The sequence below is a fragment of the Marinobacter halotolerans genome (assembly GCF_008795985.1).
Classification (GTDB): Bacteria; Pseudomonadota; Gammaproteobacteria; order Pseudomonadales; family Oleiphilaceae; genus Marinobacter; species Marinobacter halotolerans.
The window spans coordinates 1,921,952-1,937,987 of the sequence record NZ_VMHP01000001.1; the positions used below are offsets into that span (position 1 = coordinate 1,921,952).

General features: G+C 57.7%; 12 protein-coding genes. 3 read left to right on the forward strand and 9 right to left on the reverse strand.

Annotated features, from left to right (window positions below; genetic code table 11):
• Window positions 1–10: 10 nt before the first annotated feature.
• The 4 genes from FPL19_RS08850 to FPL19_RS08865 all read right to left on the reverse strand — a co-directional run bounded on the left by FPL19_RS08850 (window position 11) and on the right by FPL19_RS08865 (window position 7,465).
• Window positions 11–547: a hypothetical protein gene (locus FPL19_RS08850; RefSeq protein WP_150912071.1), complete on the reverse strand. Its 537-nt coding sequence runs from the start codon at window positions 545–547 to the stop codon at window positions 11–13.
• An 11-nt stretch (window positions 548–558) separates the two neighbouring features.
• Complete coding sequence (locus tag FPL19_RS08855; protein WP_150912072.1) at window positions 559–3,813, reverse strand: tetratricopeptide repeat protein; 3,255 nt, start codon at window positions 3,811–3,813, stop codon at window positions 559–561.
• A gap of 4 nt (window positions 3,814–3,817) precedes the next feature.
• Window positions 3,818–6,643 (reverse strand): endo alpha-1,4 polygalactosaminidase, encoded by a 2,826-nt coding sequence (locus FPL19_RS08860; protein ID WP_225314348.1) that lies wholly within the window; start codon window positions 6,641–6,643, stop codon window positions 3,818–3,820.
• A gap of 87 nt (window positions 6,644–6,730) precedes the next feature.
• Window positions 6,731–7,465 (reverse strand): sulfite exporter TauE/SafE family protein, encoded by a 735-nt coding sequence (locus FPL19_RS08865; protein WP_225314349.1) that lies wholly within the window; start codon window positions 7,463–7,465, stop codon window positions 6,731–6,733.
• A gap of 94 nt (window positions 7,466–7,559) precedes the next feature.
• On the opposite strand from FPL19_RS08865, the gene rarD reads away from it, so the two are divergent.
• On the forward strand, window positions 7,560–8,471 hold the full coding sequence (rarD, locus tag FPL19_RS08870; protein ID WP_150912073.1) for an EamA family transporter RarD: 912 nt from the start codon (window positions 7,560–7,562) through the stop codon (window positions 8,469–8,471).
• A 14-nt stretch (window positions 8,472–8,485) separates the two neighbouring features.
• On the opposite strand, the gene FPL19_RS08875 is transcribed toward rarD, so the two are convergent.
• On the reverse strand, window positions 8,486–8,845 hold the full coding sequence (locus FPL19_RS08875; RefSeq protein ID WP_150912074.1) for a thiol-disulfide oxidoreductase DCC family protein: 360 nt from the start codon (window positions 8,843–8,845) through the stop codon (window positions 8,486–8,488).
• Window positions 8,846–9,019: 174 nt separating this feature from the next.
• On the opposite strand from FPL19_RS08875, the gene FPL19_RS08880 reads away from it, so the two are divergent.
• Both FPL19_RS08880 and FPL19_RS08885 read left to right on the forward strand, forming a co-directional pair.
• Entirely contained in the window at window positions 9,020–10,099 is a 1,080-nt protein-coding gene (locus FPL19_RS08880) for a TRAP transporter substrate-binding protein (RefSeq protein WP_150912075.1), read from the forward strand.
• Window positions 10,100–10,145: 46 nt separating this feature from the next.
• A complete protein-coding gene (locus FPL19_RS08885) occupies window positions 10,146–12,434 on the forward strand; it encodes a sensor domain-containing diguanylate cyclase (RefSeq protein WP_150912076.1) in 2,289 nt (762 codons plus the stop codon).
• Window positions 12,435–12,449: 15 nt separating this feature from the next.
• Here the strand turns inward: FPL19_RS08885 and FPL19_RS08890 are convergent, their stop codons facing one another.
• The 4 genes from FPL19_RS08890 to FPL19_RS08905 form a co-directional block, all read right to left on the reverse strand.
• Entirely contained in the window at window positions 12,450–12,890 is a 441-nt protein-coding gene (locus tag FPL19_RS08890; RefSeq protein WP_150912077.1) for a universal stress protein, read from the reverse strand.
• Between the two features lie 36 nt (window positions 12,891–12,926).
• Window positions 12,927–14,210, reverse strand: a complete 1,284-nt coding sequence (locus FPL19_RS08895; RefSeq protein WP_150912078.1) for a TRAP transporter large permease — start codon at window positions 14,208–14,210, stop codon at window positions 12,927–12,929.
• Window positions 14,211–14,244: 34 nt separating this feature from the next.
• A complete protein-coding gene (locus FPL19_RS08900; RefSeq protein WP_150912079.1) occupies window positions 14,245–14,838 on the reverse strand; it encodes a TRAP transporter small permease in 594 nt (197 codons plus the stop codon).
• A 102-nt stretch (window positions 14,839–14,940) separates the two neighbouring features.
• Window positions 14,941–15,969: a TRAP transporter substrate-binding protein gene (locus FPL19_RS08905; protein ID WP_150912080.1), complete on the reverse strand. Its 1,029-nt coding sequence runs from the start codon at window positions 15,967–15,969 to the stop codon at window positions 14,941–14,943.
• Window positions 15,970–16,036: the final 67 nt, after the last annotated feature.

The following is a 16,036-nucleotide window of genomic DNA, read 5'->3' on the forward strand; positions in this document are numbered from 1 at the left end:
TCCGGCGGTGTTAGGGGCTTTCAGTCAGCGGCATGGCTTCGGTCAATTCGTCCAGCACCTTGTGAGCTGCAACGCTTACGCTCTCGCGTCCCCAGCCGGTGCGGGCCGAGGTGCCGGACCAGATAACCCGGTTATCTCTGGCACTGCGTATTTCCAGGGTAATACCCACGGCCGGCTCGCCATCGAGACCACTCTTGTAGCGCCACTCTTCTACCGTGCCGGTAAACAGGTAGTCGGCACCGTCATTGCGGGCGGAACTGATGGCCGTCTGCTGGCGTTCACTGTTTTCATACATCAGGGGATTGCGGTCATCCGGCAGATAGAGCGTCACGTTCCCGCTGCCTTTGGCGCGGAGCATGGCCGAAAGCACACTGGCGGCCTGGTCGCCGGCCTGAGGTGTCTGTGACAGGTTGATCAGCGGAAGCACCGCGAACTGGCCGTCTTCCGGAATTGGCGACCCTTCTTCAGTCTGGATAACCGAACAGCCGGTCAGAGCCAGCAGGGTAAGCCAGAGTGCAAGCGACTGGCAGTGGCGTAGTGTTTTCATAGCGGTCTCCTTTAGCGACCCAGGTATAACGTGTAAGTGAGATTGAGTTCGGTCCGGCCATCACCGTCCAGCCCCTCCGACGACCAGCGCCCGGACAGGGCCAGTTCATCGTCGCCCAGTAGTCGCCAGCCCAGCCCCGCATCCACTCCGAATTCGGTTGAAGAGGTGGATAATACATAACCGGCATCCAGTCCGAGAAACAGCCGGGGCGAGGGGGTGGAGCGATAGAGCGCATGGGGTTCACCACTGAACCAGCGTGTGCTGACGCCGATCCGCTCGTAGTTCTCTGTGAGCAGCCCGGCCGGGGCCAGTGGCTGGTTCAGCGCTTCAGTGGTGGAAGCTGGTAAAGCGTCCGTCAGGGACAGCTGCTGATTACGGTAGCCGGCGCTGACCGTCCAGGCCGGATCATTGCGAAAAAGGGTGTAGGTGGCGTTCAGGTCCAGGCCAAAGCCCTCTGCCAGCTGGTCATCTTCCAGGCTGTTGACGGTCAGCTGTTCGACCTGGGAGTTCAGATTCATTCGTGAAAACGGCGTATAGCCAACGCTGAAGTAAGCCCGGTGTCGACGGGTCAGCCACCAGGCCTCGGCGCTGTCTGGCGTGCGTTCCCGGAACCGGTAGCCGGTGCCGAATACGATTCGGTCAAACACCTGCCAATCGTAGCTGGCGGACAGTGCCAGGTCGTTTTTCTGATACCGTGGAAGAAGGCTTGCCGAAAGCGACCAGGCGGCATTGCCGGAACGTCTGTCCAGGGTAATGGATGCCTCGGTATTGCGCCCTGGCGTTTTGTTCAGTCGTCCGGAGGAGTCGGCGTCCAGAGTCTCGGCCGACACCAGCCAGCGGAGTTCGTCCTGGCTGAACTGGCCGGTTACACCGGTGCGTCGGACGGTGAAATTACCCAGGTTTTGCCACTGGCTCCCGACCTGGACGGCGCGATTGAAATTCTGGTGCAGGTTGACGGTATCCCGCAGCGTGTCCTGCCGTTGCGTCGCGGCCATGGGTCGGTCGAGCTGTTGCAGCTGGCGAAGGTAGCGGTCGGCCAGTTGCTGGCGGTTTTCCGGGACGGGATAGAGCGGCTCGGATCGCTGGGCCGGTGAATCGACCGGGGGCTGCTCCGGCACCAACTGGCGCAGATTGGTGGCCGTGCCCGGTGAGCCGGTCTGCTCAAGCAGGTCCGCGGTTGCCCGCAGCCACTGCGGGTCTGCGTCCCGAATATCCAGGCCCCGGCGGAACCAGTGCAGGGCCTGTTGGGGTTTGCCCAGGGCGCTGTAGCCATAGGCCAACACCGGGAACGCCTCGGCAGAAGTGGTTTGTGCAAGTCGCGCCAGTAGAGCATCCAGCGAATCGGCAAATATCGTGGGGTTGGCAAGCTTGAGCCAGGCCCAGCTGATCATCAGATTTTCATCATCCGGAGCCAGCTGCCAAGCCTTTCGGTAGGACTCGTTTGCGGCACTCACGTTGCCGTTGCGTTCCTGAATCAGGGCCTGCATGGACCAGTAGCGGACATTCTGTCGGGCACCCGGCGTTTCTTTCTGCCAGCGCTGAAGGGTGTTCTCAAGGGCCTGCCAGCGCCCCAGCGCCAGTTGGTACTCCGCAGTTGCCTCAATAAATCGTGGCTCGCCGGTTTCCTGGTAGCGGCGTTGGCTCAGGCGAAGGGCCCGGGGGTAGTCTTCAAAAAGCACCGCAAGCCCCAGGAGCTGTTCCTGCAGGGCTGGCGTCAGTTCGTTTTCGTCCCGGGCCAGCAGCTGTTCGTAAGCTTCCCTGAGAACCTCGGTTCTGCCAAGGGTGGTGGCCAGCTCCAGCCGCATCGACAGGTGCGACTCTGCCATCGCCGGGTCGTCGGGTTCGAAATCCAGCAACGCCAGCGCCCGCTCTGGCTGGCGGGTGCGCCAGTATAGTGTGGCCAACTGCATCCGGTCCGCCTGTGAAAGCGCCGGCTGGTTCTCCAGCAGGGCAATGGCCGCCGGAAAGTCCCGGAGGTTCATCAGCAGCTCTAGCAGCCGGTCCCTGATCACCGAGGAGTCAGGGTAAGCGGCCCGGCCACTGACCAGTTGCGCCCGGGCATCCTCAAACCGACCAGCCTGAACAAGGGCATCGGCCAGATCCACATAGCCTGACGGCTGCAGGGTTCTGCGTTTTGCTGCATCGCTGAGCACAGCCAGCAGGGTGTCCCACTGGAAGAGGCCCCTGGCCAGATCAACGGAACGACGAAAGGCCCTGTCGGAACCGGTATTCTGATAGAGGGAAACCCAGACCGGCAAGGCTTCCTGTGCAAGTCCGTTCCATTCCAGCACCTTGGCAATGCGCTGGCGGTCTGTCGGGGTCAGGCGATCAGGCTTTTTCTGTAGACGCCTTACGGCCGTCAGTGCAGCGAGAGGCTTACCTGCAGCGAGCTGGATGGCCAGCAGTTCGCGTTGATAATCCAGGTTGCCCCGGTTGTTATCCGCCCGCTGCCGGATCCAGGCCACCTCGTCCTCGGCAGACCCCGCCAGCCGGGCCAGACGAATACCCTCGTTCAGCGTTTTTTCGGTCATATTTCTGGCAGGCTGGCGTTGTTTGAAAAGTGCCAGGGCAGCCCCTGGATTACCGCTGGCCAGTTCCAGGGCGATGATTCTGTCAATCAGTTCCGGCCGGGCATCCGGGGTTGCGGTTTCCAGCTGTGCCCGTAAGGTTTCAGCCGCGGCCCCGGGCTGGCCCTGCGCTTCCTGAAGCCGGGCAACTTCCCTGGCCAGCTGCAGCTTCTGGCCCGGGCTGGTCATCTGCGGCAGCGTACTTTGCAACAGCGACAGATACCGGTGCTGGCTGATCCAGTCGGCCATAGGGCGAAGCAGTTCAAGAATGCGCTCTGGCTCGTAGGGCTGGCGGATCAGTTGTTGGCCGGCGATGAACAGTTCATCTTGCCGGGTGTTCCGTTCCGGCCCCGCTGGCACCGCGAACACCCGTTTCGCCTGTAACTCAAGCCAGGATTCGAAAGCCTTTTCCGGCACCGGGTCCTGAGCCATCAGCGGGCCCAGCACCTGCTCTGCACGATCAATCTGGCCGGTGGCTCCGAGGGCTTTGGCAAGGCTCAGGCGTAGCGGAACGTTGTCCGAATCGGAACGTAGCAGCACTTCCAGATAGGCGATGGAGAGCGCATCCGGTTTTTCCAGGTAGTTGGCGTCTTCGAACACCGATTGCCGCGGGTACAACAGGTACAGTGCCAGCGCAATCAGTGCACCGAGAAGGATCAGTGCTGGCAGGCTGAAAAAGGATTCCCGGTTGCGGCGCATAACGCTATTGGCACTCCAGAACCAGGTTTTCAACCTGCTGTGCAGCCAGCGTTATCTGAATCTGCTCACCGGCAGAGCGAACCTTGGCTCCGGGGTTGTCTGCCGTGCATTTTTGCGTGCCGGCCAGTGACAGACTGACGGGCTGGTGGCTGTTCAGGCCCACCGTGACTTTCCAGCGGCCTCCCTCGCGTTCGCGATCCCAACGGGTCAGCACGCCATTGGCCTGGTCCAACCAGGGGCCTTTCGGGGGGGCGTCAGTCAGAATCAGGCGGGGAGAGCCCCCAGTCAGATGTACGTAGCGATTTCCCGCCGCGTCGTGGAATCCGGCCACGCCCGAACTCGCCGTCACGTCAGGAAACCTGTCCTGGGGAATCGTGACGGTACTGGGCTGTCCGATACCCCGCCATTGCCAGCCGCCTTCCGGATCCTGGAGCAGAGCCGAGTAGTAGAACGTCTGCACCCGTCTGGCATAGTCGCTGAGATGAAGTGGAGTGACCGGCTGGCTGAGGGCATAGCGGTAGACGTCATGCAGAGCTCCCAGCGCCTCAGGTTTGGTGCCCGAGTAAAAATGATAATAGATGCCCATGGGCTTCAGCCGCCCCTTTTCCTCGAGAATACGGAAAGTGTCGATCACATTCCGGAAGCCGTAGAAGGGGCCCGTCCACTGATTGGTGTACACGTTTTCGTTCATGACCGGAGCGTAAACCTGCAGTTCATCACCCACCGGGCGCGCATCCGGCCATGTTCCCGCCAACTCCGAGGCAAACGGCAGGGGTTTGGTGTCGCCACCATTAACGTTCAGCAGGCCGGCTTCGCGTACCCGTTGCAGAGCTTCGACGCCGGGCCGGGCGTCCCCGGTCCAGAGGAACACCTTCACGGCTTTGTCCTCTGGTAAAAGCCGTTGGCGGATGTAGCGAATCGAGCCGCTGATTTCACGTTCCAGTGACGGTTGATAACCCGGGACACTCATTGCATAGCCGTAAAGCGTGTCTTCCAGTTGTGGTGCCCTGCCGCCTTCCATAGGCTGCCAGAAAAACGGATGGCTATAGGTATGGGAGGCCACTTCCACCTCGTCCATACGGAATATCGAGCGGGCAATGGTTTCAGCGGTATCACTGACGTCGGGGTAAAGCCCGTCAGGGGAGACCTCTGCTTCAATAACCGACACCGTATGGGGAACCGTATAGCGTGAGAGAATTTCGTCCTGAATGACCCGGGCACTGAGCGGGCTACCCGGAAACTCCCCCCGGGAAATAAATCCGTCGCCATCGATATGGGCGGTAAGAATCCGACGGCCGTTTTCGGTGGTGGTGTCAATCGCCGGCATGGAGGCGGTACCGAAGGCTTTCCGGAAAAAGTCGAAAGGATTGAACAGCCAATACGCCTGATTATCCGGCCCGGTCTCGAAGATATAGGGAGCCGACGCCACTGCCCCACGGGCGTGGGTGTAGATCGGCGAGAAGCGTTTGCCCTGGCTGTCGGTGATGGCTAACCAGGAATCCGGATTTTCTGCAACGGGCACCGGGTTTGCGGACAGCGAAGGCAGGCGTCTGCCCTCATAGGTCGCCACCGATGACTGTGTTTTTTCATAGCTCAGCGGGGCTGCGGGGATGGTGCTGTCGCTGGCGGCAATGACGCGGCGGCAGGCAGGGCCGTCCGGAATCTGCCCCATCATGACCACCGGCAGCCCCCTGTCTTGCTGCTGGCCGAGCCAGTTGCACAGACCGCTGTTGCGGTCACCGGTCTCCAGCCATACCAGAATGCCTGCGTACCGGTCGGCTGTGGGCTCTTGCGGCAGTGACTGTCGGGTGGAGCGATAGTGGGGCACCAGGCCCGAGCGCTCCAGCACAATGCCGGCGAATCGGTGGGCGGCACTGCGATCCATGTCGGCCTCGGCCAGGTCATGGAACACCAGCGTGTGGCGGTTTACCTGCCGCGGCACGGCCGGACCCAGGCGGGTTAGCGCGGGGTTGGCTACCCAGGGTACGAAACCGTCCTGACGCAGCCTGTTTGCCAGTTCCTCGGCCCGCAAGGGGTCTTCCACATAGTCGATGGCGATAATGGGCATGTTCGGCCGGGCCCTGTGCCAGGGTTCCAGTTGCCCGGCAAGCCACTGGCGATCAGCATCAGAGACCGCTCTATAGGCTTTTTTCCCCGCGTCGTAGCCGGTGCGCCAGGACTCCAGGGCCAGCGCGTCCACCTGCCCCATCACCGTCTCCCTGATATCGTCCGGCAGATGGAAACCCCGGTTAATAATGATCTTGCTGTCAGGGTGGCGCTGGCGAATGGCGCTTATCAGTTTCTCATGCGCGGCGGCAAAGGCGGCAGTCTGCTGTTCACCGTTGGGGGAAAGGAAAAAGCTGTCGAGGGTGTCCAGGAATACGCCTTGAAAACCACGTTTGAAGGCGGGGTCAATCAGCTTGTCCAACAGGAATTCACGGACTTCCGGCAGTCTCACGTCCAGGACCACGCTGGCCCAGGAGGGATTCTTGCCGATTGTCCAATCCGGCTGCAGGTCTCTGAACAGACGGTGGCTGCGGGCCATTTCCCCCACGCTGACATAGGCAACCGGCAAGGTGCCGGCCCGGGCCAGCAGGTCAAGCCGCGCGTTACTGGTCTGGTCCTGTTGCAGTACAGCCCAGTCATAGGCCATGAGGCTGCCAATCGGAGCCTCGTCACCGTAATAGAAGGCAATATTGAACGGCGGCCTCGTGGCGCTGGCCCCGGCTGCCATCAGCAGCAGGGTCAGGGCGAAAAGCAGTTGTAGGATTTTTATCATTAAAAGCCGGTAGAAAGTAAGGCAACCCAGAAGGTCGGCGCGCGAATTCATCAGGTGTACCTGATACGTTGCCATCCTAGTATAGATGACTTGCTACCAGCACCCTATTGGCCTTTGCTGACCGATCCTGTACATGGATCAGAGTGACATCAGTCCCCGGACGATCGCAGCAACACCGGCAGTGGCAGCAATGCCGAGGATCAACGGCCTGAGCCCATCGAACGGCATGCGATTGACCAGTTTGCCGGAAAGCCAGAAACCAACGAGTACGCCCGGGAAGGTCACGGCAAAAAGCTGCAGTTCCCTCTGCCCCAGGTAACCGGAGGCCACGAGCGCAGACAGGCTGAAGAAGCTTGCAACCAGGAAGAACGCCGACATATTGGCCCGCACCAGGGGCCCCTTCTGGTTCTGGTAAATAAGTGCAATGGGCGGCCCGCCGACTGCCGTGATGGTGCCCATATAGGTCGAGGCCGCCCCGGCCAGGATACTATTCCGCGCGTTCAGGGCGGGTTTCAGTCCACCAACGCTTAATAACACGCCGATCAGGATCAGTACGCCAAACACCAGTTCGAAGCCCTTGGCGGAAATCAGCATCAGGGTGATTGTCGCAAGGACGGTGCCGCCTACTCCGCCGCCGAGGGCAAAGCGGACCTCCCGTACCTGCAGTGCCGCCCGATTCCTCGCCAGCATGAAGACCGTCAGCACCAGTGCATTAAGAACCAGCGGGGCCGGCACCAGCGTGGGGCTGATCAGAAAAAGCAGCGGAGCGGCCAGCGTGCCTATACCATAGCCTGCCACGCCCTGCAGGCAGGCGCCGGCAAGTAGGGCCAGGTTGGCCAGTAGGATCTGAATAACGGAAAAATCGGTCAACATTGAAAGACTCAAAAGGCAAACATATTAGCCGTTGATAGCACAGCGTCGGTATAAGGAAAACTGGTAAAGTGGCTCACCGGATAATAAGGAAGCTATGAAAATGACTGCCCCCGAAGCCGCTGCAGCCGAGAATACCAAAGGCGTTTTGTTTGGCCTGTCTGCCTACACCCTGTGGGGCTGCTTTCCTTTGTACTTTGCCCTGTTTGGGGGGGTGCCTTCCTATGAAGTGCTGATTCATCGAGTGGTCTGGTCCTGCCTGTTTCTGGTGATTGTCGTTTCGGCTATGGGTCGCTGGACACCGATCAAGGCGGCACTCGCCGAACCCAGGAAGCTTGGATTTGTGCTCGGGTGTGCGGTGTTTATCGCTCTTAACTGGGGCATCTACATCTATGCGGTGGAATCCCGTCAGGTGCTTCAGGCCAGTCTTGGCTACTTTCTCACGCCATTGGTAAACGTTGCACTGGGCCTGCTGGTTCTGAGGGAACGCATTTCCCGTTTGCAGGCTGTGTCCGTGGTGATTGCAGCCATTGCGATTCTTTACCAGCTGTTTCTGTTGGGCGTGGTGCCGTGGATCTCGCTGGTGCTTGCCTTCAGTTTCGGAACCTACGGTTTGCTCAGGAAAAAAGTGCCTCTGGACGGTCTCTCAGGGCTGTTTGTGGAAACGTTGCTGTTGCTGCCGGTGGGTCTGATGGCCCTTACCTGGCTTAACCTGAGCGGAATTTCCCATTTCACGGAAAGCACGGGAACAGCTCTGTTGCTGATGTCCAGTGGCATCGTGACGGCTATTCCACTGCTGCTTTTTGCCGGTGCTGCACGCAGGCTCAGGCTCTCAACCATCGGGTTTCTGATGTATATCAACCCGAGCCTGCAGTTCGGGCTGGCACTGGTGGTGTTTGATGAGCCCCTCAGCGAGCAAAAACTGCTGAGTTTTGCGCTGATCTGGGTGGCGCTGGGGCTATACTCCTGGTCGGCATGGCGTAGCCGGCCTAGCGTACAGGTCGCCTGATTTGTCTGAAAAGATCATGGTTTGATGCTGCAGGCGTCGCACTCGTATTTGCGCTGGTAGCGCCGGTCAGCCCAGTTGCTATAGAAACGGGAAACAAGGGGATAGATGACTGGCCAAAGCAGCGGTTTGAACAGAAATCCAAGGCGGGTGTGGGACCAGGCCCTGACGGTGGCATGCAGCCCGACAACCCATTGGCCGTCGCTGGTCAGCAGATGAAGTCTTCTCAGCAGCGCTTCCCGCTCTGGCAATAGCCCCTTGCGGTTGCCCTGGAGATGGACATCTGCAAATACCAGATTGCCCGTTTCCAGTTTACGAAGAGTGGCGATTTCTTTGGCGCACAGTGGGCACTGGCCATCGTAGAAAAGGGTATCCATTTCTGACTCCTAAACCGCGACCGGCTTTTAACAAGGCCGACACGGATATTGGCTGAAATACAGCGGATTTATACGTCACGGTGATGCATTTCGGATGCTTGCCCGGCGGAAATAAGATAGGTTCAACACATCGCTGACGTCACTCAACCGATTTCGAAGGAAGACTGCCTTAACATGTTCATCCGACAATTCTCCCTTGCTGTCTTAACCACCTGTTTACTCGCGTTCTCCACCCTGGCCACGGCTCAGGAAACCTATGAGCTGCGGCTGGCGGAAACATGGGGGCCGAATACGCCAATACTGGGGGAAACCACCCGGAATATGGCGGCCATGGCGGAAAAAATGTCCGCTGGTCGGCTTCAGATCCGCATTGATTCGTCCAACAAGCACAAGGCGCCTTTTGGTATCTTCAACATGGTGAAGGCCGGCCAGTACGACATGGGTCACACGGCTTCCTACTACTATAAAGGGCTGATACCCAACGCCATGTATTTTACAACCGTGCCGTTTGGCATGATTGCGCCGGAGCAGTACGCCTGGTTCTACTATGGTGACGGTATGGAGTTGATGGAAAAGGTCTATCGTCCCCACGGTCTGCTCTCCTTTCCTGGCGGCAATACCGGCAACCAGATGGGTGGCTGGTTCCGCGAGGAGATCAACGGCCTGGAGGATCTGCAGGGGCTAAAGATGCGCACGCCCGGCTTCGCCGGTGAGGTAATGGCCGAGCTGGGCGTGGCGGTGACCAATCTGCCGCCGGGTGAACTCTACACGGCGCTGGAACGGGGCACCATCGACGCCCTTGAATGGGTGGGGCCGGCCCTCGACCTGCAGATGGGGTTTCACCAGATTGCCAAATACTACTATTCCGGCTGGCAGGAACCCGCGGCGGAAGTGCAGTTCCTGATTAATGAAAAAAGCTGGGAGAAGCTGCCGGAGGACCTCCAGGAGATTCTGCGAGTGGCCATGCGTGCCGCGGCTTATGACATGTACGCGCAGAGCATGCACCTAAACGGCAAGGCCTGGGCCCAAATGAAGGAAAATCACCCAGACGTCAGCCATCAAACCTTTCCGCCGGAAGTGATCAATGCACTCCGCCAGGCCACTGAGAAATTGTTGGCTGAAGCTGCGAAAAACGACGAACTGGCCAGCCAGATCATCAATTCCCAGCGCGAGTATCTGGAACAGATCCGCCAATGGACCAATATCTCCGACAAAGCGTATCTGAATAGCGTTTCATCGCAGACCGGTGACTGAACTATACTTTTAGCTGTGTAACTCAAGGCGGTAGGTGTCGTTGTCAATGAAAAGGTGGACCGGGCGGACGTTGACCTTTGCATGGGCTGGTCGCCGGGTACTGGCCTTAACCTTGTGCCTGTGTGTTTTCCAGACGGCCCATGCCAAAACCGATCTGGAAACCGGGTGGGAATATCGCTGGGGGGATTCACCAACAGACAGCGTCGGCACTCCCGAATGGATTAAAGGCGGCGATCCCGACCAGTGGCAGGCGATCGGGTTTCCATCCAATCCGCCGGACAGGCAGGGCCGTGAACAGGTCTGGTATCGCGTTACCCTGCCCGATGGACCCTGGCGGGAACCGGTGCTCTACATCTACAGCGTTGACCTGATCGTTCAAGCCTGGATGGACGGCGAGAAAATTTACCAGTACGGCCATTTTGACGAAGACGGCAGAGGCCGGTTCGAGGGCTGGCCCTGGCACGCTATAGCTCTACCCGAAGAGTTCCAGGGTAAGGATCTCTACTTCCGGATATTTTCCAATTACACAGATATTGGCCTGTGGGGTGAAGTGGCCATTATGGAGCGTTCAGAGTTGACGCTCTATATCCTGAAAACCTCGCTTAAAGCCCTGATTATTGCCGGTTTTTCTGCTCTGATTGCCGCACTTTGCATCATATTCGCCTTTTTGCAGGCGCGTAAAAAAAGCTTTGCCAGCCTGGCCCTCTTCGCGATTTCCTCTGCGGTTTTGCTGGTGGCGGAAAGCCAGGCCAGCCAGTTGATCTGGAACGCGCCTTTGGTGTGGGACTATCTGGCGGCAGGGTCCTACTTCCTGTTACCGGTGGCCATGGCACTGCTGCTGGAACAATGGTTCGAAGATCAGCGGCCCTGGCTGATCAACCTGGTCTGGAAGATCCATCTGGGCTACTTTGTGATCGCCCTGACGCTGGCGGCATTCGGTGTAATTGACCTGTCCTGGACGTTTGCGGTCTTTGATGGTCTGCTTCTGATCTCCCTTGTTACCGTAACCCTTCTGGTAGCCAGACGCTTCAGAAAGCTCGGTCGCCAGCAACAGGCTATTCTTCTGGCCTATGGTATTTTCGGCGGCCTGCTTATTCTGGATATGGCGGTGGCACATGGATTTCTACCCTGGTGGCGGGTGCCGGTCAGCTGGGGCACGCTGATCTTTTCGCTCGCCGTTGTTCTGATTGCCTTGGTCCACTACGCTCGCACACAGGAATCCTTGCACAAGCTCAACCTCTCCCTTGAGCAGCAGGTCAGCGAGCGCACGGCCAGGGCCGAGTCGTTGGCCCGCCGTGAGCAGGCCAGGGTAAGGCTGCTGACCTTCGAGAACGAGAAGACCCGGGTACTGAACGACATTATCGCATCGCTACAGGACTGCATCAGCCTCAACCAGACCTTCCCGGTTCTGGCCCAGTGGTTGCCGGATCTTTGCAGCCCGATGAAAGGTGAGCTCTATCAGCGAGTTGAAAAGGGCGGCGCCTACCGTTTGCTCAATCGCTGGGGCTACGCCGGCGAGCCTCCTTCCCCGGAACGTATTGAAACCCCGGAAGGGCCGCCACCGAACAGTGACCTGTCTGCCAAGCATCTTGCTGATAGGCCCATAATGCCGGCTGGTGAAGGTTCGGGTGACGGAGGAAAACTGTGTCTCTGGATAAACGTGCAGTCGGCCACGGAAGGATCAGTGCCTGTGGCACTGTTGTTTGTTGAGGTTCCGGCAGAACTTACAGCGGATGACTCGCAGTTCGGAGCCGCCAAACTGCTTCAGACGCTGAGCCAGAGCATTCAGAAAATTGGCATTACCCTCTCCGGGATCGGCCTGCGGGAAGAATTACAGAGATATTCCTATGAAGATGCGCTTACCGGCCTAAAGAACCGCCGTTATTTTGACCAGCTTTTCGACCATGAAACGGCGGTTGCCATGCGCAGCGACAAGCCACTATCCCTCTTGATGTTGGACATCGACCATTTCAAACGTTTTAACGATACCTACGGCCATGAAGCGGGGGACACCGCACTGAAGTCAGTAGCCTCTTTCCTGACTCGGCAGTTCCGGGAAAGTGACGTTGTGTGCCGCTTTGGCGGTGAGGAATTCGTTGTCATCATGGCAAACACACAGCTTCCGGCGGCACTGGATAAAGCAAGGGAGCTGGTGAGGGAAATGCGTGGCTATCCGGTGGTGCATCGTGGGCAGGAACTGGAGGGTATTACTCTGTCTATAGGGGTATCAAGCTGGCCGGAATGTACTGATAATCCGGACAGCCTGTTGGGACAGGCTGACCGGGCACTCTATCGGGCCAAGGAGAGCGGTCGTGACCGGGTTGAGGTCGGTTGATTTCTCAACGGGATTTTAGACCACCAGCACCGGACATTTCGCATTGGACGCGACTCGGTGAGACACGCTGCCCAGGAACATACCGTCCTTGTCGCTGTGCGTACCCCGGGTTCCCACCACGATCAGGTCCGCTTCCTTGTCCTGCGCGAACTGGACGATCACCTTCGAGGGTTTGCCCGATTTGACGAATCCCCTCACATGAGTGGCGCCGCGCTCTTTGGCCAGTTCCTTGGCATGATTGACCACTTCCTTCGCGTATTCGGACAGAACCTTATCCGGAATATCCATTCCTGCCGGGCGTCCGATCGATAGCGATGCCTCGAAGAGGCTGTGGTGCTTGTAAACGCAGATCAGGTAAATCTCCGCGTCCGTCAGCTTCTGAAGTTCTATCGCCTTGGTCAGGGCATCGAATGATGTCATTGAGCCATCCACTGCCACCAGAATCCGTTTGAACATGTCGCTCTCCTTTGTTTTCAGTCTTCAAGCGTCAGATCATCTGAAGGCCAGATCGCGCAGGAACAAGGCAATCTGCGGGAAGGCAATAAGAAGCGCTGCCGCTGTCACTAGCATGAAGATAAACGGTGGCGTGCCGCGAATGACTTCCAGATAGGGGCGCTTGAAGATGGCGATGGCAGTGAAAATGTCACAACCGAACGGTGGCGTTGCCGAGCCTATGGCAACCTGCAGGGTAATCAGCACACCGACCAGAACCGGGTCCAGGCCTGTGGAGGCAATGGCCGGAGCAAAGATCGGTGTCAGCACCAGAATGACCACAATCGGGTCAACGAACATACAGGCTACGAAGAAGGCAATACAGATGGTGATCATCACGCCAACCGGGCCCATCTCGCTGATACCAACGGCCGAAAGAATGGCCTGGGGAATCTGTGCGAATGAAATAATCCACGAGAACCCGGTGCCAACCGCAACCAGGATAAACACGACCGCGGTGATCAGGCCGGTCGACTTGGCAATCCGGTAGATGTCCGGAAGCTTAAGCGATTTGAACACCACAAATTCCAGCAGGAAGGCATACAGAACGCAGACCGCAGCAGCCTCTGTGGGGCTGAAAATGCCGCCGTAGATGCCGCCGACGATAATGACCGGGAAAAACAGCGGCCAGAGGGCCTCGCGCATTGCCACACCACGCTGGCCCCAGGTGGATTTTTCCTCGGTGGGGAGCTTGTTGATGTGCGCGTAGATCAGGCAGTAGACCGAAAACATCATCAGAATCATCACGCCGGGCCCGATGCCGGCAATGAACAGTTCTGCAATTGAGGTTTCCGAGATAACACCGTAGATAATGAAGCCGATACTTGGGGGTATCAGGAAGGCGATGTCGCTGGAGTTGATAATAAGGGCCAGCGAAAAGGAATCGGAATAGCCTGCCTTGAGAAGCTTTGGCCGCAGTGGCGAGCCAACGGCGACAACGGTCGCCTGGGTAGAGCCGGATACAGCGCCGAACAGGGTGCAGGAAGTGGCCGTACTGATCGCCAGCCCGCCTTTAACGTGTCCAATGAACGCCATGACCATGTTGATCAGCCTATCCGCAGACTGGCCGCGAGTCATGATGTCGGCTGCCAGAATAAACATGGGGACCGCGATTAGCGATGCCGGACGAATACCCGCCATCATCTGTTGTACGAATGTTCCCATCTGTCCGAAGCCATCGAACGTCATCACGAAGCCGATCAGCGCACCGGCGATCAAAGGCACCATCATCGGGAAGCCCAGCAGAAGCAGCCCGATCATAACCACCATCATTATAGTTGCCATGATTTTTTCCCTTTATTAATGCAGCTTCAGAGGGTCAGACCTCAGACTCGGAATCCGAATAGCCATCAACCACGCCAGTGGACAGGTATACATCCTTGCTCGTGATGTTCTTGATAGCGGTCAGAAAGTACTGGATGCCCGTTATGGCAAAGCCAACTGGTGCCCAGATGTATATCCACCAGATTTCAATCCCCAGCGCCGGCAGTATTCTGCCCCGCTCATGGAGAGTTTCGATGTAGAGATAGGAGTGATAGCACAGGAAAAACATGATCACGGAAGTGATCAGTGCAATGCATATCATGAGTACCTTCCGGCCTTTGACAGGAATGGCATCGTAAATAGCGGACATACGAATGTGGCGGCCGTGGCGCGCCGCATATCCTATGCCTGCGAAAGTGATCAGGATAATGAGTATCCGGTTGACTTCACCGGACCAGAACATACCTTCGCCCATCACATACCTGGCAATGACGTTGGTGCAGGTGTTGATGGCCATAAGGATCACGCCCATGGCTAGCATGACCGCTTCGATTTTACTGATTAATACATCAATGGTTCCCAGAAATCCGGGCAGGCCGGACTCGAAGGTACCGGTGTCATCGTCCAGATCCGGGGAATTGTCAGACATGGGAACCTCCAAAGCGTCTTGCCATGACCGGGATTGCCGGTAGGGCGGGGTAAATGCGCAATCTCCGCCGGCTGACCGGCGGAGATTGTTATTCCTTCTCTATCAGTTCGACTGGACTTCCTTGAGATCCTCTTTGAACTGGTTGAGCAGTTCTTTGCCGGACTCACCGGTCATCTCGATGAACTTCTCTTCAACCTGCGGGGCGCGGGCCTTGAATGCCTCGATCTGCTCATCGTTCAGGCGGGTAACGGTGACTTTGTCGCTGGCTTTCTTGATTTTAGTCAGAGCTTCTTCTGCGAGGCCGTCGATGTGAACGATGATCTTTTCGAACGCATAGTCGGCAGCATCCTCAACCAGCTTCTGGTCGGCGTCAGACAGACCGTCGTAGAAGTTCTTGTTCGCCATCATGGCTGTGGTGAACCAGCCGTGCTTGGTGAAGGTCAGGTGCGGCGATACTTCATAAAGACCACCGGACTCGATCCAGAAAATCGGGTTTTCCTGACCCTGGATCATGTTGGTCTGAAGTGCGCCATATACCTCGCCCCATGGCAGCGGTGTCGCCGTTGCGCCGAAGGCATTGTAGGTCTCGGACAACAGCGGGTTGGTCATTACCCGGATCTTCTTGTTATTGAAGTCGGCTGGCTCGGTGATTGGCTCGTTGGCGGTTACAACCATCTCACCTTCCGGATACATCTGGAGCAGCTCGAGACCATTTTTCGCGTACAGCTCGGGGAACATCTTGTTGATGGCCTCGCTCTCGCGGAAGAATTCGATCACTGTTTCCATATCCGTCGGCAGCAGATAGGGAATAAAGAAGATCTGTGCCTCTGGAATCAGGGAGCCGGTAAAGCCCGGAGACTGGTTTACAAACTGGAGAATGCCAGCCTGTGTCTGCTCCATGATGTCATCAGACTCGCCCAGCTCACCAAAGCGGTAAACCTGAATGGTGTGGTCTGAATTGTCTTCGATGTATTCTTTGAAGTCGTACGCGAAGACATCCTGGACATCGCCTTCATACTCTTCGTGGGCATAACGCCAATTAGCGGCGTTCACCGAATTCGCTGCCGTCATGGCGGCAAAAGCCACGGCCGAAACTCCGGCCAGTTTCTTGAATTTGCTGATGCTGCTCATCGCATTGTCTCCACTTTTTTGTCACTGAAATGATTTGTTACATTAAACAAGACTGGCAAAACAATCG